The following is a 24,219-nucleotide window of genomic DNA, read 5'->3' as shown; positions in this document are numbered from 1 at the left end:
GCGTCAGTTCTCCTTGTTCTCAGGCGAGTTGGTGATCTCGGCGATGCGTGCGGCGAGCACGGGGCCGAGTTGGGCGAGGGCGCCCGGCTGGGTCATGCGGTCGTGGCGGGCCGTGATGTCGTGGCTGCGGATCGGACCGTCGACGTACGGCTGCCAGGTGGCGGCGCCCGGGGAGTCCTGCTCGCGGTCGATCGTGGAGTTGAACAGGAGCATCTCCCCCTGGAACACGCCGGGTTCGAAGCTGAGGGCGAGACTCGCGTTGTTGATCATCACGGCGACGATCGCTTCGAGGTGACGCCGCTCCAGGCTGGCGAGCGCGCTGCCGCGCCGCCGCAGGACGGCCATGACCTCGTCGTAACTCAGGTCTCCTGGCGGGAGTTCGTCCGGGTCGCAGTCCAACATGCCGACCAGGACGTCCCGTTCGCTGGGGACGGGGGCCACCTCGAAGGTGAGGTCGACGACCGGGTAGGCGTCCAGGATCGCGAGCAACGCCGTTGACCGGCCCTGCCGTTGGAGTTCGGTGGCGATCGCGTGCGCGACGAGTCCGCCGGCCGACCAGCCGAGGAGGAGGTAGGGGCCGTCGGGCTGGATCCTGCGGATCTGCTCGGCGTAGTCGGCGGCCATCTCCTCGTACGAGTCCGGCCGGGGTTCGTCGCGGGCGAGGCTGCGGGCCTGGATCGCGTAGACCGGGTGCTCGGGCGCGATATGGCTCAACAGGCCGCTGTAGCACCAGCTCACGCCGCCGCCGGGGTGGACGCAGAACACCGGGGTGGCGGTGCCGGTGGCGCGCAGCGGCAGGATCACGTCCAGCGAGCTGTCGGCGTCGCCGAGCGCGAGGCGGGCGGCGAGCGCGGCGACGGTCGGCGCCTGGAACAGCGTCCGCAGCCCGATCTCCACGCCCAGCGTCTCCCGCACCCGCGCGACCAGCCGGGCCGCGAGCAGCGAGTGGCCGCCGAGGTCGAAGAAACTGTCCTCGATGCCGACCCGTTCGACGCCGAGGGCCTGCCCGAACAGGTCGCAGAGGACCTGTTCTTGAGGGGTGCGCGGGCCGCGGTGGGCGGCCTGGGCGCGGGGGTCCTCGGGGGCGGGGAGGGCGGCGCGGTCGACCTTGCCGTTCGGGGTGAGGGGGAGGGTCGGCAGCGGGACGAAGGCGGAGGGGATCAGGTGGGCGGGGAGGGTGCGGCGGAGGTGGTCGGCGAGGGTGGGGACGAAGTCGGCGGGGACGGGGGCGAGTTCGGGGACGGCTGGGGGCAGCTCTCCGACGGTCGGCGGCAACTCTTCGACGACTTGGGTCAACTCATCGGTGTACACCGCGAGTTCCGGTACCACGTACGCCACCAGCCGCTTGTCGCCGCCCCGTTCCTCCCGGGCGACGACCACCGCGCGCGCCACCCCGGGGCAGGCCGCCAACGCCGCCTCGGCCTCGCCGGGTTCGACCCGGAAGCCGCGCAACTTGACCTGGTCGTCGGCGCGTCCGGCGAACTCCAGCTCGCCGGCGGCGCTCCAGCGGGCGAGGTCACCGGTGCGGTACATACGGGTGCCGGGCGCGCCGTAGGGGTCGGCGGTGAAGCGTTCGGCGGTCAGGGCCGGCCGGCCCAAGTAGCCGCGGGCGACGCCGTTTCCGGCGATGTACAGCTCGCCGGTGACGCCGGTCGGGACGGGGCGCAGGCGGGCGTCGAGGACGTACAGCCGGGTGCCGGGCATGGGGCGGCCGAGCGGTACGGGGCGGGCGGGGTCGGGGGCGGTGCGCATGCGGTGGTGGGCGGCGAACGTGGTGGTCTCGGTGGGTCCGTAGCCGTCGACGACGCGCAGCCCGGGGCAGGCGGCCATCGCGCGGGCGACGGACGCGGCCGGTACGACGTCGCCGCCGGTCCACACCTCGCGCACCCCCGCCAGCGCCCGCGGCTCCTCCTCGGCGAGCAGCCGGAACAGCCCGGCGGTGAGCCACAGCCCGGTCACCCGCCCGGCCTCGACGGCCTGCCCCAACTCCCGCGCGTCGAGCCGTCCTTGGGGCGCGACGACGACAGTCCCGCCGTTGAGCAGCGGCACCCACAGCTCGTACGTCGACGCGTCGAACGCGGCCGGCGCGTGCAGCAGCACCCTGTCGTGCCCCGCGAAGACGGGCGCGAGGGCCAGCCCGGCGACATCGGCGTGGGTGACAACGACCCCCTTGGGCACGCCGGTTGACCCGGAGGTGTACATCACGTACGCCGCCTGCCCGGCCCGGCACACCACGTCGGGCGCGTCGGTGCGCGGCTCGGCCTGGACGAGCGCGGTCAGCACGTCCTCGGTGAGCACGAGCGCGGCGCCCGTCTCCCGCACGACCAGCTCGATCCGCGCGGCCGGGAACCCGGGGTCCAACGGCACATACGTGCCACCGGACTTGAGGATCCCGAGCACGGCCACGACCAGTTCGGCGGACCGCTCAAGCAGCACGGCGACGGCGGTCCCGCCCCCGACCCCTTCCCGCCCGAGCGCGTGCGCGAGCCGGTTCGCCCGCGCGTCGAGTTCCGCGTACGACCACGCCGTCCCGTCCTGCTCGACGGCGACCGCGTCGGGCGTGGCCCGCACTTGGTCCGCGAACAGCTCGGGTAGTGAGCGGAGTTGGGGCAGTTCGCCCCCGGTGTCGTTGTGCGTGACGAGCAGGCGGTGCCGTTCCTCGGCCGGGACCAGGTCGACCTGACCGATCGTCATCTCCGGTGCGTCGGCGACCGCTTGGAGCAGCCGGGCCCAGCGGTCGACGAGGGTCTGGACGGTGGGCGCGTCGAACAGGTCGGTCGCGTACTCGACGGCGCCGGTCAGCCCGTCCGGGCGGCCGTCCTCGGCGTACTGCTCGGCGAGGCTGAACGTCAGGTCGCAGCGGGCGGTGCCGGTCGGCACGGGCAGGTAGCCGGTGGTGAGGCCGGGCAGCGCGAACGCGCCGGCCGGGGCGTTCTGGAGGGCCAACATCACCTGGAACAAGGGGTGGTGGGAGAGCGAGCGGGCCGGGTTGACGACCTCCACCAGGTGCTCGAACGGCACGTCCTGGTGGGCGTAGGCCGACAGGGCGGTCTCGCGGACGCGGCCGAGGAGTTCGGCGAAGGTCGGGTCACCGGACGTATCGGTGCGCAGGACAAGGGTGTTGACGAAGAACCCGACCAGATCGTCCAGCGCCTGGTCGGTGCGGCCCGCGACCGGGCTGCCGACCGGGATGTCGTCGCCCGCGCCGAGCCGGTGCAGCAGGGCGGCGAGGCCGGCCTGGAGCACCATGAACAGGCTCGCGCCGTGGCGTGCGCACAACTCCCTTAGTTTTTGATGGAGTTCGGCGTCGATCCGCAGCGGCAGCGTGTCGCCGCGCTGCGAGGCGGTCGCCGGTCGGGGCCGGTCGGCGGGCAGCGCGGTCTGCTCCGGGAGCCCGGCCAACGTGCGCTTCCAGTAGGCGAGTTGGCCGGAGAGCCGGCTGTCGTCGTCGGTGGCCGCGCCGAGCAGGTCGCGCTGCCAGAGCGTGTAGTCGGCGTACTGGACGGGGAGTTCGGCCCACTCGGGGTGCTCGCCCGCGCCGCGCGCCGCGTAGGCCGTCGCCAGGTCGCGGGAGAGCGGGCCCATCGACCAGCCGTCGCCCGCGATGTGGTGGACGACGACCAGCAGCACATGCTGGTCCGGCGCGAGCGCGAACAGCTCGGCGCGCAACGGGATTTCGGCGGCGAGGTCGAAGCCGCGCCCGGCGCTCTCCGCGAGCAGCGCGGGCAGCTTCGCGTCGTCGGCGTCGGTGACCGGCAGCGCGGGGCGGACGTCGGCGAGCACCCGCTGGTACGGCACCCCGCCCGCGTCCGGGAAGACCGTCCGCAGGCTCTCGTGCCGGGCGGCCACGTCCGCGAAGGCGGCCTCCAGCGCGCGCCGGTCGAGCGGTCCGGTGAGCCTGAGCGCGAGCGGCATGTTGTACGTCGCGCCCGGCCCCTCCATCCGGTGCAGGAACCACAGGCGGCGCTGCGCGTACGACAGCGGTACCCGCTGCGGCCGTTGGGCTTTGGTCAGGGCGGGCCGTGCGGCGCCCGCGTGGTCCAGGCGGGCGGCGAGCGCGGCGACCGTAGGGGCCTCGAAGAGGGCGCGGACGTCGAGTTCGGCGCCGAGGGTGGCGCGGATGCGGGAGGCCAGGCGGGTGGCGAGCAGTGAATGGCCGCCGAGGTCGAAGAAGTTGTCGTCCACGCCGACCCGGCCGGTGTTCAGGAGTTCGCCGAACAGGTCGGCCAGCAGCTCCTCTTGGGGAGTGCGGGGCGCGCGTCCGGTGTTCGCGCGGTCCGCCTCGGGGGCGGGCAGCGCGGCCCGGTCGAGCTTTCCGCTTGCCGTGCGCGGGAGTTCGTCGAGGACGACGAACGCCGACGGGACGAGGTGCTCGGGGAGCCGTTCGCGGGCGTGGGCGCGCAGGGTGGCGGGGAGGGAGGCGGCGGTGCGGGGTCCGCCGGGGGTGTTGGTGAGTCCGTCAAGTCCGCGCTGCCCGGCGCGGCCTGGCGGAATCCCGTCGCCGTCGAGGAACAGCACCTCCAGCAGCTCGGGGCTGTCGGGCGACCAACTGACGTGCGTACGGCGGCCGGAGGCGTACCAGTCCTCCGGGTCGGGCACGCCGCTGAGGTCGTTCTCGGTGGTGCGGCGCGGCGTGGGCACGGTCCTCAGCGGGCCCGCCTCGGTGGCCAGGCGCGGGTTGGGCACGCCGGTGATCCGCAGGGCGGGCGTCCGCTCGGCCGCCGCGTACGCCTCGGCCAGGCTGTGCACGTCCTCGCCCCACACCGCCTCGGCAACGGCCATGGCGGGTACGGCCGTCGGCCGCTTGTGCAGGGTCACGTCGTAGCGGTGCCGGGTGAGTTCGTTGTGGTGCCGGCCCCTGCGGACCTCCACGAAGGCCCCGGCCAGCTGCTCGACGTGCGCGGGCAGGGCGGTGAAGTAGTCGGGGTCGACGAGGAGTTCCTCCTCCCGCCGCATCGCCTGTTCCACGGTCCGCCCCAGCCGGTCCGCCGGGACGCGCGGCGCGTGCACGGCGGTGAGGAACGGCTTGAGCAGCCGCAGGTTGCGCACGTCCCCGAGGAAGAGCTTCCCGCCGGGCGCGAGCAGCCCCGTCAACTTCCGTACGACGTCCAGGAGATAGCCGCCGCTCGGGAAGTACTGGACCACCGAGTTCATGACGATCGTGTCGAAGCCGCCCTCCGGCAGCCCGCTCACGTCGTGCGCGGGCTGGTTGCGCAGGACCACCCGGCCCGCCAACTTCTCGTCCTGTGCGAGATGTTGGGCGATGGAGTCGACGGCGGTCGCGGACAGGTCGGTGGCCCAGTATGTCTCGCAGTCCGGCGCGAGCTTCGCCAGCAGCAGGCCGGTGCCGGCGCCGACCTCCAGGACGCGGCGGGGGCACAGCGCGCGGATGCGGTCGACGGTGGCATCCCGCCACTCCCGCATCTCCGCCTCGGGGATGGGCTTCCCGTCGTAACTGCTGTTCCAGCCGGTGAAGTTCTCCCCGAAGGCGGCGGGCGCGGCGGTCACCGGCAGCGCGTCGTAGGTCTCCCGCCAGGTCTCGACGACATCAAGTTCCTGCTCGGCGCGCGCGGCGGCCGGTACGACGTAGGCGACCAGCCGGTCGTCCCGCACCGTGACGACGCTGTGCGCGACGCTCGGGTGATCCGCCAACTGGGCCTGGATCTCGGCGGGTTCGACGCGGAAGCCGCGTACCTTGACCTGCTCGTCGGCGCGGCCCGCGAACTCCAGCTCACCGGCCGGCGTCCAGCGCACCAGGTCACCCGTGCGGTACATACGGGCGCCTGGCTCACCATACGGGTCGGCCACGAAGCGATCCGCCGTCAGAGACGGCCTGTTGAGGTAGCCGCGCGCCAACCCCGCGCCCGCCACGTACAGTTCACCCGCCACACCGGGCGGCACCGGCTGAAGTCCGGCGTCCAGGACGTACACCCGGGCGCCCGTGATCGGGCCGCCGATCGGCGGGACTTGGCCGGTCGGCGTGAGGGGATCGCTCATCGTCGCGCAGACGGTCGTCTCCGTCGGACCGTACGCATTGATCATCCGCCGGCCCGGCGCCCACTTCGCCACCAGCTCCGGCGGGCAGGCCTCACCGGCAACCACCAGTGTGGAAACGGTGAGTTGGCCGGTGTCGAGGCCGACGAGGACGGACGGGGCGACGGTCACGTGGGTCACGCCCAGCGTGGGGTCGGTGAGGGCCGGCAGGGGGTTGCCGGGCGGCGGGAGGACCAGTGTGGCGCCGGTCAGCAGGGCCGTGTACAGCTCGGACACGGAGGCGTCGAAGCTGGGCGAGGCGAACTGGAGGAGCCGGCTGCCGGCGTCGATGGCGAACCGCTCGACCTGGGCGGCCACGAGGTGGGCGAGCCCGGCGTGGCTGACGACAACTCCCTTGGGGTGCCCGGTGGTTCCCGAGGTGTAGATGACGTACGCCGGGTGCTGCGGCGCCACGTCCACCTGGGGTGCGGTGACCGGCATGCCGGTCGCGCGGACGGTCTCGGGGTCGTCCACGATCAGCGCGGGGCGGGCGTCGGCGAGCATGTACGCGATCCGTGTCTGCGGATACTCCGGGTCGACGGGCAGATAGGCGGCCCCGGCCTTGAGCACCCCGAGCATGCCGACGACCAGTTCCACGGACCGCCCGAACTTGAGCGCCACCAAGTCCTCGGCCCGGACGCCCCGTTGCCGCAGAAAGTGCGCGAACTGACTGGAGAGCCGGTCGAGTTCCGCGTAGGAGACCTCCCGCTCCCCCATCGCCAGCGCCACGGCACCGGGCGTGGCCCGCACTTGCCTCGCGAACGCCTCCGGCAACGGCTCGGGCACGACCGGTACGACGGCCCCGGCGCCGTGCGCCAGCAGCCGGCGGCGTTCGTCCCCGGTCAGGATCTCGGCACGGCCGATGGACCGGTCAGGGTCGGCAACTACCTCACGCAGCAAGCGAGTCCAGCGGTCCACGAGTGCGGCGACCGTGCCGGGGTCGTACAGGTCGGTCGCGTACTCGACGGCCCCGGAGATGCCGCCCTCGGGCCGCTCGTACAGGTTGAAGCCGAGGTCGAACTTGGCGGTGCCGGTCGGGACGGTGAGCGGGGCGACGCGCAGGCCGGGGAGTTCGAAGGTGCCCATGGGGGCGTTCTGGAGGGCGAACATCACCTGGAACAAGGGGTGATGGGAGAGCGAGCGGGCCGGGTTCAGCTCCTCCACCAGGTTCTCGAAGGGCAGATCCTGGTGGGCGTAGGCGGACAGGGCCGTCTCGCGGACCCGGGCGAGGAGTTCGGTGAAGCTCGGGTCGCCGGACGTATCGGTGCGCAGCACAAGGGTGTTGACGAAGAACCCCACCAAGTCGTCCAGCGCCTGATCCGTACGGCCCGCGACCGGACTACCCACCGGGATGTCCGTCCCCGCACCCAGCCGCGTGAACAACGCGGCAAGACCCGCCTGGAGCACCATGAACAGGCTCGCGCCATTGCGGCGCGCCAACTCATTGAGCCTGGCGTGGAGTTCGGGGTCGAGGTCGACGAGGAGATGGGCGCCGTCGTATCCGGCGACGGCGGGGCGCGGTCGGTCGGCGGGCAGGGTCAGCTGTTCGGGGAGGTCCACCAACTGGTGCTTCCAGTAGGCGAGTTGCGTGCCGAAGGCGCTGTCCGGGTCGGACTCGGCGCCGAGCAGGGCGCGTTGCCAGAGGGTGTAGTCGGCGTACTGGGCGGGGAGTTCGGCCCATTCGGGTTTGCGGCCGGTGCGGTGGGCGGCGTAGGCCTCGGCGAGGTCGCGGGAGAGCGGTCCGGTGGACCAGCCGTCACCCGCGATGTGGTGCATGACGAGGAGGAGGACGTGGTCGTCGGGCGCGAGCGCGAACAGCTCGGCTTTCAGGGGGAGTTCGGCAGTGAGGTCGAAGCCGGCGCGGGCGGCCTGGATGAGCAGGGCGGCGAGGTGGTGTTCGTCGGCGCGGGTGACGCGCAGGCGGGGGTGGACTCCGTGCAGGACGTGCTGGGCGGGGACGCCGTCGGGGCCTTCCGGGAAGACCGTGCGCAGGGTCTCGTGCCGGTCGACGACGTCGGCGAGGGCCGCGTCCAGGGCGTCCTCGTCGAGCCGGCCGGTGAGGCGCAGCGCGAGCGGGATGTTGTAGGTGGCCTCGGCGCCCTCCATCTGGTGCAGGAACCACAGGCGGCGCTGTGCGAACGACAACGGCAGGGATTCCGGGCGCTGTTGGCGGGTCAGCACCGGGCGGGCCGCCCCTGCGGTGTCCGTCGCGGCGGCGAGTCCGGCGACGGTCGGCGTCTCGAAGAGAGTGCGCAGCGGCAGTTCGACGCCGAGGGCGGCGCGGATGCGCGAGGCGAGGCGGGTGGCGAGCAGGGAGTGGCCGCCGAGGTCGAAGAACCCGTCGTCGGCGCCGACTTGGGGCACGCCCAGCACTTCGGCGAACAGCCCGGCGAGCAGCTGTTCGCGCGGGGTGCGCGGCGCCCTGCCGTGGGCGGTGAACTCCGGGGTGGGCAGCGCGGCCCGGTCCAGCTTGCCGTTGGGCGTCAGCGGCAGCGCGGCCAGCGTGACGAACGCGCTGGGCACCATGTGCTCCGGCAGCCGCTCCTTGAGGTACGCCCGCAGTTCGGCCGGGGCCGGTTCGGCGCCGGGCGCGGGGACGACGTAGCCGACGAGCCGGTCCCGGCGCACCGCGACCACGGTGTGCGTGACGCTCGGGTGCTCGGCCAACTGGGCTTCGATCTCGGCGGGTTCGACGCGGAAGCCGCGCACCTTGACCTGCTCGTCGGCGCGGCCGGCGAACTCCAGCTCACCGGACGGCGTCCAGCGCACGAGGTCGCCGGTGCGGTACATGCGGGTACCGGGCTCGCCGTACGGGTCGGCCACGAACCGATCCGCCGTCAGGGACGGCCTGTTGAGGTAGCCGCGCGCCAACCCCGCGCCCGCTACATAGAGTTCACCCGGCACGCCGGGCGGCACCGGCTGAAGCCCGGCGTCCAGGACGTACACCCGGGCACCCGTGATCGGCCGCCCGATCGGCGGGAGTTGGCCGGTCGGGGTGAGCGAGGTGCTCATGGTGGCGCAGACGGTCGTCTCCGTCGGACCGTACGCGTTGATCATCCGCCGACCCGGCGCCCACTTCGCCACCAGCTCCGGCGCGCACGCCTCGCCCGCGACGACCAGGGTCGTGGCGGTCAACTCCCCTTCCAGGGCGACGAGTACGGACGGGGGAACCGTCACGTGGGTGATGCCCAAGGCGGGGTCGGTGAGGGCGGGGAGCGGGGTGTCGGCGGGGGCGAGGACCAGGGAGGCGCCGGTGAGGAGGGCGGCGCACAGGTCCCAGAAGGAGGCGTCGAAGCCGGTCGAGGTGAACTGCAAGACCCTGCTGTCGTCGGCCAGTTGGAGCCGTTCGGCCTGTGCGGCGACCATGCTGGGCACGCCCGCGTGGGTGACGACGACGCCCTTGGGGCGGCCGGTCGAGCCCGAGGTGTAGATGACGTACGCCGGATGCTGGGGCAGCACGGGGACGGCGGGGGCCGTGGCGCTGAAGCCGGTGACGTGAACGGCGTCAGGGTCGTCGACGACCAGCGCGGGGCGGGCGTCGGCGAGCATGTGCGCGATGCGGGACTCGGGGTAGTCCGGGTCCACGGGCAGATAGGCGGCGCCCGCCTTGAGCACGCCGAGGATCGCGACGGTCAGTTCGGCCGAGCGGCGCAGCTTCAGCGCCACCAAGTCCTCAGTCCCTACTCCCTGTTGGATCAAGGAGTGCGCGAACTGGTTGGCGCGGGCGTCGAGTTCGCCGTAGGAGAGGACCGTGCCGGCGCAGACGACGGCGGGCGCGGCCGGGCGGCGGGCCGCCTGTCGGGCGAACAGGTCCGTGAAGACGGCTTCGGGGGCGGGCCCGGCGGTGGTGCTGCGGTCGTGCAGGAGGGTGCGGCGTTCGGCGGTGCCGAGGATGTCGAGTCGGCCGATCGGGCGGGCCGGGTCGGTGACGGCGTCGGCCAACAGGCGCTGCCAGCGGGCGAGGAGGGCCCGTACGGTGTCCTCGTCGAACAGGTCGGCGCTGTACTCGACGACCGTGTCGAGTCCTGCCGCGGTGCCGTCGGGGTGGCGGCGTTCGGTGACGGCGACGGCCAGGTCGAGGCGGGCGGTGCCGGTGCCGACCGGGACCGGGGCGGTGTCCAGGCCGGGCAGCGCGAAGTCGCTCTCGGGGGCGTTCTGGAGCGCCAACAGGACCTGGAACAAGGGGTGATGGGCGAGGGAGCGGGCCGGGTTGAGGGCTTCGACCAGGTGCTCGAAGGGCACGTCCTGGTGGTCGTAGGCGGACAGGGCCGTCTCGCGGACCCGGGTGAGGAGTTCGGTGAAGCTCGGGTCGCCCGCCGTATCGGTGCGCAGGACAAGGGTGTTGACGAAGAACCCGACCAAGTCGTCCAGCGCCTGGTCGGTGCGGCCCGCGACCGGGCTGCCCACCGGAATGTCCGTCCCCGCGCCCAGCCGCGTGAACAGCGCGGCGAGACCGGCCTGGAGCACCATGAACAGGCTCGCGCCATTGCGGCGCGCCAACTCATGGAATTTGGCGTGGAGTTCGGCGTCGACGGTGGCCGTCAGCAGGCCGCCGCGGCGGGTGCCGCCGGGCGGGCGGGGGCGGTCGGTGGGCAGGGTGAGGTGTTCGGGGAGGCCGGCGAGGGCGGTGCGCCAGTAGTCGGTCTGGCCGGTGAAGAGGCTGCCGGAGTCGTCGGCTGAGCCGAGGAGTTGGTGCTGCCAGAGGGTGTAGTCGGCGTACTGGACGGGGAGTTCGGCCCACTGCGGCGCGTGGCCGGCCGTGCGGGCGGCGTAGGCGGTCGCGAGGTCCTGGGAGAGCGGGCGCAGGGACCAGCCGTCGCCCGCGATGTGGTGCAGCAGGATCAGCAGGACGTGGTCGTCGGGCGCGAGGGTGAACAGCTGGGCGTGCAGGGGGATTTCAGTCGCGAGGTCGAAGCCGTGCGCGGCGGCCTCGGTGAGCAGGGCGGGCAGGCGGGTGTCGTCGGTGTCGGTGACGGTGAGCGTCGTGGGAAGGCCGTCGAGCACCCGCTGGCGCGGGACGCCGTCCACTTCGGGGAAGACCGTCCGCAGGCTCTCGTGCCGGTCGACGACGTCCGTGAGCGCGGCTTCGAGGGCTGCGCGGTCGAGCGGTCCGGTGAGGCGCAGCGCGAGCGGCATGTTGTAGGTCGCGCTGGGGCCCTCCATGCGGTGCAGGAACCACAGGCGGCGCTGCGCGAACGACAACGGCAGTACATCGGGCCGGAGTTGGCGGGTGAGCGCGGGGCGGGCGGTGTCCGCGTCGCCCAGGCGGGCGGCGAGGGCGGCCGGGGTCGGGGCCTCGAAGAGGGCGCGCAGCTCCGGTTCGACGCCGAGGGTGACGCGGATGCGGGAGATGAGGCGGGTGGCGAGCAGGGAGTGGCCGCCGAGGGCGAAGAAGTCGTCGTCCGCGCCGGCTTGGGCGACGCCGAGGACTTCCGCGAAGAGGTCGCACAGCAGCTGTTCGCGCGCGCTGCGCGGGGCCCGGCCGGACTGCTGCGGCGCGGGGGCGGGCAGGGCGGCGCGGTCCAGCTTGCCGTTCGGGGTCAACGGGAGCGCGGCCAGGGTGAGTACGGCGGAGGGGACCATGAAGTCCGGGAGCCGGTCGCGGAGTTGGGCGAGGATCGGGGCGGTGGGGACGTCGGCGGGGACGACGTACGCGATGAGGCGGTCGTCCCGGACCAGGACCGCCGCCCGGGTCACTCCGGGGCACGCGGTGAGGGCGGACTCGACCTCGCCGGGCTCGATCCGGAAGCCGCGCACCTTGGCCTGCTGGTCGGCGCGGCCCATGAACTCCAGCTCGCTGTCGGCGCGTTGGCGCGCGAGGTCGCCGGTGCGGTACATGCGGGCGCCGGGCGGTCCGTACGGGTCGGCGACGAACCGTTCGCCGGTCAGGGCCGGCCGGTCGAGGTAGCCGCGGGCCAGGCAGGCGCCGGACAGGTACAACTCGCCCCGCACGCCCGGCGGGACGCGGCGCAGGGAGGCGTCCAGGACGTGGGCGCGGACATGGTCGACCGGGCGGCCGATCGGCACGGGGTGGGCTGCGTCGGCGGGCAGCGGGTAGCCGGTGACGACATGGGTCTCGGCCGGCCCGTAGTGGTTGTGCAGCCGCCGCCCCAACTGCCGGTCGCGGAAGGCGCGCAGAGCGGGACCGACCCGCATCGCCTCGCCGGCCTGCACGATCGTACGCAGCGCGGGCAGCGTCCTGCCCTGTTCCTCGGCGGCCTGCGCGACCGCCTCCAGCATCAGCGTGGGCGCGTACAGCTCCTCGACGGCGTGCGACTCCAGCCAGTCCACGAAGAGTTCGGCGCTGCGCCGCTCGGGGTCGGTGGGCACGACCAGGGTCTTGCCGTAGAGCAGCGCGGAGAGGGTCTCCTGTACGGCGACGTCGAAACCGGCCGCCGTGAACTGCGCGACCCGGGTGCCGGGGGCGCCGCCGAGGGTGCGGTGGTGCCAGTCGAGGAGGTTGCCGAGGGCTCCGGCGGGCATGACGATCGCCTTCGGGCGGCCGGTCGAGCCGGAGGTGTAGATGACGTACGCCGGGTGCTGCGGCCGGTGCCTGACCTTCGGGTCGGTGTCCGGGTAGCCGGGGCCCGGGTCGGTGTCGGCCGGGTCGGCCAGCACCAGCGCCGGGCGGGCGTCGGTGAGCATGAACTCCTGCCGGGCGGCCGGGTATTCGGGGTCGACCGGCAGGTAGGCGGCGCCCGTCTTGAGGACGGCGAGCACGGCCACGACGGCCTCCGCGCAGCGGGGCAGCGCGATCGCCACGACGTCCTCGGGGCCGACGCCCCGGTCGATCAGGGAGTGAGCGAGCCGGTTGGCGCGGGCGGCGAGTTGACCGTAGGTGAGGGTGGTGTCGCCGAAGAGGACGGCCGGGAGTTCGGGCTTCTGGCGGGCGAACAGGGCGGGGAGCGGGACGAACTTCCGCTCGGCCGGCATCGGCGCCAACTCCCGTTCGTCGTCCAGGAGTACGTCGAACCGGCTCAGCGGACGCGACGGCTCGGCGACGGCGTCTTCGAGCAGCCGCACCCACCGTTCGAGGAGGCGCCGTACGGTCGTCTCGTCGAACAGATCGGTCGCGAACTCGATGTAGCCGCGCACGCCGTCCGCCTCGTGCTCCAAGAGGTGGAAGGAGAGGTCGAACATGGCGGTGGGCGCGTGGACGGGCACGATCTCGGCCTGGACGTCCGGGAGTCGGAAGCTCCCGCGCGGCACGTTCTGGAGGGCGAGGAGGACTTGGAAGAGGGGCTGGCGGGAGAGGGAGCGGGTGGGGTTGAGGGCTTCCACCAGGTGCTCGAACGGCAGCTCCTGGTGGGCGTAGGCGGACAGGGCCGTCTCGCGGACCCGGCCGAGGAGTTCGGCGAACGTCGGGTCGCCCGACGTATCGGCGCGCAGGACAAGGGTGTTGACGAAGAACCCGACGAGGTCGTCCAGCGCCTGGTCGGTGCGGCCCGCGATGAGGCTGCCGACGGGGATGTCGTCGCCCGCGCCCATCTTCTTCAGCAGGGCCGCGAGCCCGGCCTGGAGCACCATGAAGAGGCTGGCTCCGCTGCGGCGGCCGAGGTCGAGCAGACCGGCGTGCAGCCGCGCGTCCAACTCGACGGGGAGATGGCCCCCTTGGAAGGTGGGCACGGCCGGGCGGGGGCGGTCGGTGGGCAGCTGGATCTGCTCGGGCAGGCCGGCGAGGGTCTTCGTCCAGTAGGCGGACTGGCGGGCGAAGAGGCTGTCCGAGTCGTCGGCCGCGCCGAGGAGTTGGTCCTGCCAGAGGGTGTAGTCGGCGTACTGGACGGGGAGTTGGGACCAGTCGGGGGCCCGGCCGGTACGGCGGGCCGCGTAGGCGGTGGCCAGGTCGCGGGAGATCGGGCCGAGGGACCAGCCGTCGCCCGCGATGTGATGGACCGTCACCAGTAGGACATGGTCGTCGAATTCACCACGAGAGAGCTCGAACAGCTCGGCGCGCAAGGGCGGTTGAGTGGCGAGGTCGAAGGGGCGGTCCAGGGACGCGTCGAGCAGCGCCGCGTAACCGGCCTCGTCGCTCTTCACGACCGGCAGCGCCGGCCGGTGCGCGTCCAGCACCTTCTGGTACGGCACCCCGTCCACGTCCGGGAACACCGTCCGCAGGCTCTCGTGCCGGGCGGCGAGATCCGCGAGCGCCGCCGCGAGGGCCGTACGGTCCAGCGGGCCGGAGAGCCGCCAGGCCAGCGGGATGTGGTACGCCCCGCTGCCGCCGTCCAGTTGGTGCAGGAACCACAGGCGGCGCTGCGCCGACGACAGCGGCAGCCGCTCGGGGCGGGCGCCCGCGACGAGCGCCGGGCGCGCCTCGCTCGCGGTGCCGAGCCCGGCGGCGAGGCCCGCGACCGACGGCGACTCGAAGAGGGCGCGCAGCTCCAACTCCACGCCGAGCGCGGCCCGGACGCGGGCCACGAGCCGCGTCGCGAGCAGCGAGTGACCGCCCAGGTCGAAGAAGTCGTCGTCCACGCCGACCCGTTCGACGCCGAGCACGTCCGCGAACAGCTCGCACAGCACCTGCTCGCGCGGGGTGCGCGGGGCGCGTCCGGCGGCGGCCGGGGTCAGGTCGGGCGCGGGCAGCGCGGCGCGGTCCAGCTTGCCGTTCACGGTCAGCGGCAACGCGTCCAGCGCGACGAACGCCGCCGGCACCATGTACTCCGGCAGCCGCTCCCTCAAGTGCCGCCGCAGCGCGTCGGGTTCGGCCCCCGACACGACGTAGGCGACCAGCCGCGTGTCGTCGGCGCGGTCCCGCCGGGCGACGACGGCCACCTGGCCGACCTCCGGATGCCCCGCCAGTACGGCCTCGATCTCGCCCAACTCGATCCGGAAACCACGGACCTTGACCTGGTCGTCGGCCCGCCCCGCGTACTCCAGCGTCCCGTCGGGCCGCCGCCGGACCAGGTCGCCGGTGCGGTACATCCGCGCCCCCGGCAGCCCGTAGGGATCGGCGACGAAACGGGACGCGGTCAGCCCCGGCTGCTTCAGATATCCGCGCGCGAGACCGGCCCCGGCGACGTACAACTCCCCCACCACGCCCGGCGGTACGAGCCGCATCCCGCTGTCTAGGACGTACGTCCGCAGGTCGGGGATCGGGGTACCGATGACGCTCGACGGCTCGTGGACCGAGGCGGCGGTGAGGGGCATGTGGGTGACGTGCACGGTCGTCTCGGTGATGCCGTACATGTTCACCAACACCGGGGCGTCGTCCGCCTGTTGGGCGTACCACTCCGCGAGCCGGGCCGGCTCCAACGCCTCGCCACCGAAAATGACCGTACGCAGCGCATGGCCCTTGAGGCCCGCGTCCAACTGGTAGAAGGCGGACGGGGTTTGGTTCAGAACCGTCACCCGCTCCTCAACAAGAAGGCGCGCGAAAGCTTCCGGAGAACGGGACACCTCGAACGGCACCACCACCAGCCGACCGCCGTGCAGCAGCGGCCCCCACAACTCCCAGACGGAGAAGTCGAACGCGTACGAGTGGAACAGCGTCCATACATCGTCCCGGCCGAACCCGAACCAGGCGTCGGTCGCCGCGAACAGGCGGACCACATTCGCGTGCGGGACCACAACTCCCTTGGGCCGACCCGTCGAACCGGACGTGTAGATCACATACGCGGGATACGACGGCGAGATCTCCAGACCCGGGTCGGTCTCCGGCAGATCGGAGCCGACAACCCCCAAGTCATCCAGCACCAGCACCAGTTGGGCGTCCGCGACCATGAACTCCCGGCGCGCGGCAGGGTAGTCGGGGTCGAGCGGCACATACGCGGCCCCGGCCTTCAGTACGCCGAGCACGGCGACGACCAGGTCGGCGGAGCGTGGCAGGGCGAGGGCGACGAAGTCCTCCGGGCCGACACCGCGCCGGATCAGCCAGTGGGCCAGCCGGTTGGCGCGGGCGTTGAGGGCGGCGTACGACAGGTGTTTCCCGCCCGCCGTCACGGCGATCGCGTCCGGGTGTTCGCGGGCCTGTGTCTCGAAGAGCGACACGATGTCCGTTGGGGGCGTCTTGTGCTCAACCGGGGTGGGCAGCAAGGCGGTTCGTTCCGGGGCGGAGAGGATGTCGATGTCGCTGAGGCAGGTCTCGGTGTCGGCGACGGCGGCGCGCAGGACGCGTTCCCAGCGGGCGAGCATCGATGCGACGGTCGCCGTGTCGTACAGGTCGCCCGCGAACTCGACGAAGCCGTCGATGCCTTCGGGGTCGCCGTCGGCGGTGTGCCGTTCGGACATGGAGAAGATCAGGTCGAGCTTGGAGGTGGTGGTGGTGAGCTGGACGCCCTCGGCGGTCAGGCCGGGCGGGGCGAAGTCGACGGCGGGCGCGTTCTGGAGGACCAACATCACCTGGAACAGGGGGTGATGGGAGAGGGAGCGGGCCGGGTTGAGCGCTTCCACCAGGTATTCGAAGGGCAGGTCCTGGTGGGCGTAGGCGGCCAGGGCGACGTCGCGGACGCGGCGGAGGAGTTCGGCGAAGGTGGGGTCGCCTGACGTGTCGGCGCGCAGGACAAGGGTGTTGACGAAATAGCCGATGAGGTCGTCGAGGGCCTGGTCGGTGCGGCCTGCGATGAGGCTGCCGACGGGGATGTCGTCGCCCGCGCCCAGCTTGCTGAGGGTGCCGGCGAGTCCGGCGTGCAGGACCATGAAGAGGCTGGTGCCGTGGGTGCGGGCCAACTCGCGCAGGTCGTGGTGGAGTTGGGCGTCGAGGCGGACGCGTACGAAGCCGCCTTCGTGGGAGGCGACGGGCGGGCGCGGCCGGTCGGTGGGCAGCTGGATCTGTTCGGGCAGGTCGGCCAACTGGCGGGTCCAGTAGGCGGCTTGGCGGGCGAAGAGGCTCGTGGGGTCGTCGGCGTCGCCGAGCAGGCGGTGCTGCCAGAGGGTGTAGTCGGCGTACTGGACGGGGAGTTCGGCCCACACCGGCTCCTCGCCCCGGCAGCGGGCCGCGTAGGCGTCGGCGAGGTTCTGCGCGAGCGGGCCGAGGGACCAGCCGTCGCCCGCGATGTGGTGGATCACCAGCAGCAGGACGTGTCCGCCGGTCTCCAGCTCGAACAGCTCGGCGTACAGCGGCGGTTCGACGGCCAGGTCGAAGTCGTACCGCAGCGCCTCGGTGAGGGTGTCGTGGAGCCGCGCCTCCGTGACCCGCGTCCTGTGCAGCGGCATGCGGGCCTCGGCGGCCGGCTGGACGCGCTGGTGGGGCACGCCGTCGGTCTGCGGGAACACCGTGCGCAGGCTCTCGTGGCGGACGACGACGTCAACGAGCGCTGTTTCCAGGGCCGTTCGGTTCAGCGGTCCGGAAAGCCGCCAGGCGAGCGGGATGTTGTAGTTGGCGCTCGCGCCTTCCAGCTGGTGCAGGAACCACAGGCGGCGCTGGGCGAAGGACAGCGGGACCAGTTCAGGGCGGTCCGGCTGCGCGGTGAGCGCGAGCCGGGCCTGTCCCGCCGCCGCGAGGCTCGCCGCGAGCCCGGCCGGGGTCGCCGCCTCGAACAGGGCGCGCAGCTCCAACTCCACGCCCAGCGTGGCCCGGACGCGGGCCACGAGCCGCGTCGCGAGCAGCGAGTGACCGCCCAGGTCGAAGAAGCTGTCGTCCACACCGGCCTCGGCGACGCCCAGGATCTCCGCGAACAGCTCGCACAGGATCTGCTCCTGCGGGGTGCGCGGCGCCCGCCCGGAGCCGACCGCGCCGACCTGCGGCTCGGGCAGCGCCCGCCGGTCCAGCTTCCCGTTGGCCGTCAGCGGCAGCACGTCCAGCGCGACGAACGCCGCCGGGACCATGTACTCGGGCAGCCGTTCCCTCAAGTGCCGCCGCAGCTCGGCGGATTGGGCGAGCCGCCCCGGCGCGGGGACGACGTACGCGACGAGCCGCGTGTCGTCGGCCCGGTCCTGCCGCGCCACGACGGCCACCTGAGCGACCTCCGGATGCCCGGCCAGCGCCGCCTCGATCTCGCCCAGCTCGATCCGGAAACCGCGGACCTTGACCTGGTCGTCGGCCCGCCCGACGAACTCCAGCGTGCCGCGCGCGTTCCACCGCACGACGTCCCCCGAGCGGTACATCCGCGTCCCCGGCGGCCCGTACGGATCGGCGGCGAAACGGGACGCGGTCAGCCCCGGCTGCTTCAGATATCCGCGCGCGAGACCGGCTCCGGCGACGTACAACTCGCCCGCGACACCTGGCGCGACCGGGCGCAGCGACTCGTCGAGGACGTACACCCGCAGGTCGGGGATCGCGCTGCCGATGACACTCGACGGCTCCCGCACCGAGGCGGCAGTGAGGGGCATGTGGGTGACGTGCACGGTCGTCTCGGTGATGCCATACATGTTCACCAACACCGGGGCGTCGTCCGCCTGTTGGGCGTACCACTCCGCGAGCCGGGCGGGCTCCAGCGCTTCACCGCCAAAGATGACCGTACGCAGCGCGTGCCCCTTGAGGCCCGCGTCCAACTGGTAGAAGGCGGACGGGGTTTGGTTCAGGACCGTCACCCGCTCCTCGACGAGCAGTTGTGCGAAGGCTTCCGGCGAACGGGACACCTCGAACGGCACCACCACCAGCCGGCCGCCATGCAGCAGCGGCCCCCACAACTCCCAGACGGAGAAGTCGAACGCGTAGGAATGGAACAGCGTCCATACGTCGTCCGGACCGAACCCGAACCAGTGGTCCGTCGCCGAGAACAGGCGGACGACGTTCCCGTGCGGGACCACAACTCCCTTGGGGCGACCGGTGGAACCGGACGTGTAGATCACGTACGCCGGATGCGACGGCGAGATCTCCAACCCTGGGTCAGTCTCAGGCAGATCGCGGCCGACCACCTCCAAGTCATCCAGCATCAGCACCGGTTGGGCATCGGAGACCATGAACTCCCGCCGCTGGGCCGGGTATCCCGGGTCCACCGGCAGATAGGCCGCCCCGGCCTTGAGCACACCGAGGATCGCGACGACGAGGTCCGCCGACCGGGGCAGTGCCAGCGCCACCAGGTCCTCGGCACCGACTCCGCGCCCGATGAGCCAGTGAGCTACTTGGTTCGCACGGGAGTTGAGGGCGGCGTACGACAGCTGTTCGTCCCCTGCGGTGACGGCGATCGCGTCGGGGGCCGTACGGACCTGGGCCTCGAACCGCGCCACGATGTGCCCGGAGAGCGGTTCGGCCGGCGCGGGGGCCGGGAGCAGGGCCGCGCGTTCGGTGTCCGAGAGGATCTCGATGGCGCTCAGCCGTACGGCGTCGTCGGCGACGACCGCGCGCAGGACGCGCAGCCAGCGGGCGGCGATGGCCTCGACGGTGCCGGGGTCGAAGAGGTCGGTGCTGTACTCGACGGCGCCTTCGATGCCGGCCAAGTCGCCCTGGGCGTCGGTGCGTTCGGTGAGGTTGAAGGTGAGGTCGCACTTGGCGGTGCGGGTGGGGATCAGGTCGGCGGTGGCGTGCAGGCCGGGCAGGTCGAACGCGTCGAGGGGGGCGTTCTGGAGGGCCAGCATGGTCTGGAAGAGGGGGTGGTGGGCGAGGGTGCGGGTGGGGTTGAGGGCTTCGACCAGGTGCTCGAACGGCACGTCCTGGTGGGCGTAGGCCGACAGGGCGGTCTCGCGGACCCGGGCGAGGAGTGCGGCGAACGTCGGGTCACCGGTCAAGTCGGTACGCAGGACAAGGGTGTTGACGAAGAAGCCGATCAGGTCGTCGGCGGCTTCGTCGGCGCGGCCGGCGACCGGGGTGCCGACGGGGATGTCGTGCCCGGCGCCGAGGCGGCCGAGGAGGGCGGCGAGGGAGGCCTGGAGGACCATGAAGAGGGTCGTGCCGTTGCGGCGCGCCAAGTCCCTGAGGCCCTGGTGGAGTTCGGCGTCCACGCGCAGACGCAGCTGTTCGCCCCGGTAGGTCGTCGCGGCGGGCCTCGGGCGGTCGAACGGCAGCCTCAGCTGGTCCGGGAGTCCGGCCAGCTGCCGTGTCCAGTAGGCGAGTTGGCGGGCCGAGAGGCTGTCCGGGTCGGCCGGGTCGCCGAGCAGGTCCTGCTGCCAGAGCGTGTAGTCGGCGTACTGCACCGGGAGTTCGGGCCACTCGGGGGCGCGGGCGGCGCGCCGGGCGGCGTAGGCGCGGGTCACGTCGCGGGCGAGGGCGCCCACGGACCAGCCGTCGCCGACGATGTGGTGCAGGACCAGGAGCAGGACGTGTTCGTCCTCCGCGAGAGTGAACAGCTCGGCGCGGAAGGGGAGTTCGGTGGCCAGGTCGAAGGGGGCGCGGGCGGCGGTGAGGAGGCGGGCGGGGAGTTCGGCCGCGCTGACAGGTGTCACCGGGAGGTGGGGGGCGGCGTCCTGGAGGACGTGCTGGCAGGGGACTCCGCGTTCGTCGGGGAAGACCGTGCGGAGGCTTTCGTGGCGGGCGGTGACGTCGGCGAGGGCGCGCTGGAGGGCGGTGCGGTCGAGGGCGCCGGTCAGGCGGAGGGTGAGGGGGATGTGGTAGGTGGCGCCGGTGCCTTCCATGCGCTGGAGGAACCAGAGGCGGCGCTGGGCGGAGGAGAGGGGGATGGAGTGGGGGCGGGGGTAGGGGGTGAGGGCGGGGCGGCCGGCGGGGTGGGCGCGGCGATCGGGGCCGGGCTCAACTCCCTCCGCGTCCGGCGCCGCTTCAGCCGACGCCGCCTCGACAACCGCCGCCAGCCCCGCCGGAGTCGGCGCGTCGAAGAGTTCCGCGAGCCGCAGCTCGACGCCGAGCACGCTCCGTACCCGCGTCAACAGCCGCATCGCCAGCAGTGAATGACCGCCCAGGGCGAAAAAGTCGCCGTCCACGCCCACCCGTTCGGCGCCCAGGAGCTCCGCGAAGAGGCCGCACAGCAGTTCCTCGCGTGCGGTGCGCGGGGCGCGGGCCGGCGTCGCGGGGGCGGTCGTCGGGGCGGGCTCGGGCAGGGCGGCGCGGTCCAGTTTTCCGGTCGGCGTCAGCGGGAGCGCCGGGAGGATCACATAGGCGGCCGGGACCATGTGTTCCGGCAGCAACTCCCGCAGGTGCTCCCGCAGTTCCTCCGGACGCGGGTCGGCGGCGCCGGGCGCGGGAACAACGTACGCGACGAGGCGTTCGTCCCTGAGGGCCACGACCGCTTCCCTGACATCATGACGGTCCGTCAAGTGCCGTTCGATCTCGCCGGGTTCGATGCGGAAGCCGCGCACCTTGAGCTGTGCGTCGGCCCGGCCCGCGAACTCCAGCTCGCCGTCCGGTGTGCGGCGGGCCAGGTCGCCCGTGCGGTACATGCGGGTGCCGTCGGGGGCGGCGACGAAGCGTTCCGCCGTCAGGGCGGGGCGGTTGAGATAGCCGCGGGCCAACCCGGCGCCGGACAGGTACAGTTCGCCCGCGACTCCGTCCGGGAGCGGTTGCAGGGCGCTGTCCAGGATGTGGGCGCGCAGGCCCGGGAGCGGGTGGCCGAGAGTGGGGCGCGGGGTGGTGATCTCGGTGGTGACGGCGTCGACCGTGCACTCCGTCGGGCCGTAGAAGTTGAGGCAGCGTACGCCGTCCGCGGCCCGCAGTTCGTCCCAGAGGCGGTCGGGGACCGCCTCGCCGCCTGCGATGACGACGGCCGGGCGGTGGTGGGCCGGGTCGAGCAGGCCGTGGTCGACGAGGGCGCGCAGGTAGGTCGGGGTGGCGTTGACGAGGTCGAGGCGGTGGGTGCGCAGGTGGGCGACGAAGGCGGTCGGGTCGGCCCAGGTGGCGCGGTCCAGGACGTGCAGGGTGTGGCCGGCGAAGAGGCAGCCGAGCTGGTCCCAGGAGGCGTCGAAGGCGACGGAGGTGGTGAGCGGGACGCGCAGGCGGGGGCCGTCGGCGGGGTAGAGGGTGGCGCGTTGGTGGCGAACGAGGTTGAGGAGGCCGCCGTGGGTGGCGAGCACGCCCTTGGGGCGGCCGGTGGAGCCGGAGGTGTGGATGAGGTAGGCGGGGTGGTGGGGGTTGATGGGGGGCCTGGAGGCGCTGGGCGAAAGGGAGTTGGGCGAGGTGGCGGGGTGGCCGTCGGCGGCGGACGGCGCGGGCTGCCGGGGCGGCGTGTCGCCGAGCGGCGCGGTGCGGCTCGGGTCGGCGGCTCGCCCCGAGCCCGGGTCACCGGGCGGCACAGTGCTGCTCGCCCCGGCCCCGGCTCCCGTCTCGTCCAGCACGATCACCGGCACCCCCGCCGGCACCCTCCCCCGCGTCGCCGCGTCCGTCAGTACGGCCACCGGCCGTGTGTCGTCGAGGAGTTCGGCGAGGCGGGCCGTCGGGTGGGCGGGGTCCAGGGGGACGTACCCCGCGCCCGTCTTCAGTGCCGCGAGGACCGCCGCGACCAAGTCCGACGTGCGGGGCAGGGCGAGCGCGACGAGGCGTTCGGGGCCGGCGCCGTGTTCCGTGAGGAGGCGGGCGATGTGGTCGGCGCGGGCGTCCAGTCGGGCGTAGGTGAGGGTCGCGTCCGGGGCCACGACGGCATCCGTGTCCGGAGTTCGGGCCGCTTGGCGCTCGAACAGGGCGGCCAGGTCGGGGAGTTCGGCGTCCGGGGCACCGTAACCGGCGGCGTACGGGGCATCGGAACCAGCGGCGTCCGGGGCCTCGTAACCGGCATGCGCGTGGACGGCGTCCCCGGCACCGTGACCGTCCGCCTCCGCGCTCGCGCGAGCCGTGCCCTCAGCGCCATGACCACCCGCCGGCGTCCGCACGTGAGCGGCGTCCCCCGCACTCGGCCTCCCCTTAGCCCGAGCCGCACCCCCACCCCCGTCCCCCCACGGCACACTCCCCAGCCGCCGACTCCCCTCCGCCCCCGCCAAGTTGCCCATCAGCCCCGCCAACGCCCCCGCGTGCGCGGCGTGTTCGGCCTCCCTCCACGCCCCCTCCTCCGCGTGCAGCGAAACCCTCGGCCCCCGCCCGTCCCTGCTGTCGACCACCCACACCGCGAGGTCGCCGGGCGCGCTCTCGGAGATCTCGTGGACGGTCGCGCGGGCCCCGGCGAACGTCAAGTGCCGTGAGAATTCGCGGATGTTGACGACGGCGGACCAGGCCGAACCCGGTACCCCGGGCAGCCCGAGGTCGCGGTGGACGTCCTCGCCCCGGTAGCGCTGATGGCGCAGCGCGGCCCACACCTCGCGGTCGGTCTCGTCGAGGAGGTCGGACCAGGTCCAGCCGGAGCGTACCCGCAGCCGCAGCGGGACGACGTTGGAGACCAGGCCCGGGAAAGCCGTGAGGACGCGGTCGGCGCGGGTGCGGCCCGTCACGGGGAGGCCCAGGACGATGTCGTCCGCGCCGGTCAGGCGGTGCAGGTACAGGGCGGTCGCGGCGATGACCGTGCGGGAGGCGCGGGCACCGGCGGCCGTGCGCCCCAACTCGCCCCGCACCGGCACCCGGACGCCCCGCGTCGGGGTGCGCGGGTCGGTGCCGGGCGCGGTGAGCCGTACGGGGTCGGGCAGGCCGGCGAGGCGTTCGGTCCAGTGGCCGCGGTCGGCCGTGAAGTCGGCGGAGGCGCGGTAGTCGAGGTCGCGGGCGACTCCGTCGCGCAGCGCCGGGAAGGGGGAACTTCCCGTTTCCGTACTGGACTTGAGGGCGGTGTAGAGGGTCGCTACGCGGTCGGCGACGAGGGTGAGGGCGATGCCGTCGCTGACGAGGTGGTGGTAGGCGTGGTACCAGAGCCAGCGGTCGTCGGCGAGGCGGATGAGGGCGTGCGAGGCGAGCGGGTCGCGGGCCAGGTCGAGGGGGCGCAGCCGATCGGTGTGCATCCAGGCGACGGCGGCGGCGTGCGGGTCGGGTTCGGCGCTCAAGTCGAGGTGATGCAGGCGGAGTTCGGCGGTGTCCCGCAGGATCTGGAACGGGCCGTCCGCTCCGCCCACGAAAGCGGCTCCGCCCGCGAAGCCAACTCCGCCCGCGAAGCCAACTCCATCCGCGAAGCCGACTCCATCCGCAAAGCCCGCTCCATCCACGAACCCGACCCGCTGCGCCTCGTTCTCGGCCACCGCAAGCCCCAACGCCCGCCCGAACACCTCCGGTTCGACAGGCCCATGGATCTCCAGGTACTCGCCGATCCGGTAGACCGGAAGCACACCGGGAGTGCGCTGTTCGGCCAGCCAGATCTCGCGCTGGGCCGCCGTCAGGGGGAGAGCGGCTCCGTCGCGGGAAACCATGGGGATACCTCCGGAAAAAGGGTGAGCGCGCACGCACGGCGGGGCGCGGAAGGAGAGAAGGGGAACGGTTTCCCCTGCGAGGTGCCGGAGCGGGACGCGGCACCC

At 73.2% G+C, this 24,219-nt stretch carries 1 protein-coding gene; it reads right to left on the bottom strand.

Annotated features, from left to right (window positions below; genetic code table 11):
- Positions 1-3 precede the first annotated feature (3 nt).
- Positions 4-24,114, bottom strand: coding sequence for a non-ribosomal peptide synthase/polyketide synthase (locus tag ACYUD3_RS03575; RefSeq protein WP_470963290.1), 24,111 nt, complete (start codon positions 24,112-24,114; stop codon positions 4-6).
- Between the last annotated feature and the right edge of the window lie 105 nt (positions 24,115-24,219).

The organism is Streptomyces sp. AMJ-169 (genome assembly GCF_055597585.1).
This window is presented reverse-complemented; position numbering and strand designations above follow the sequence as displayed.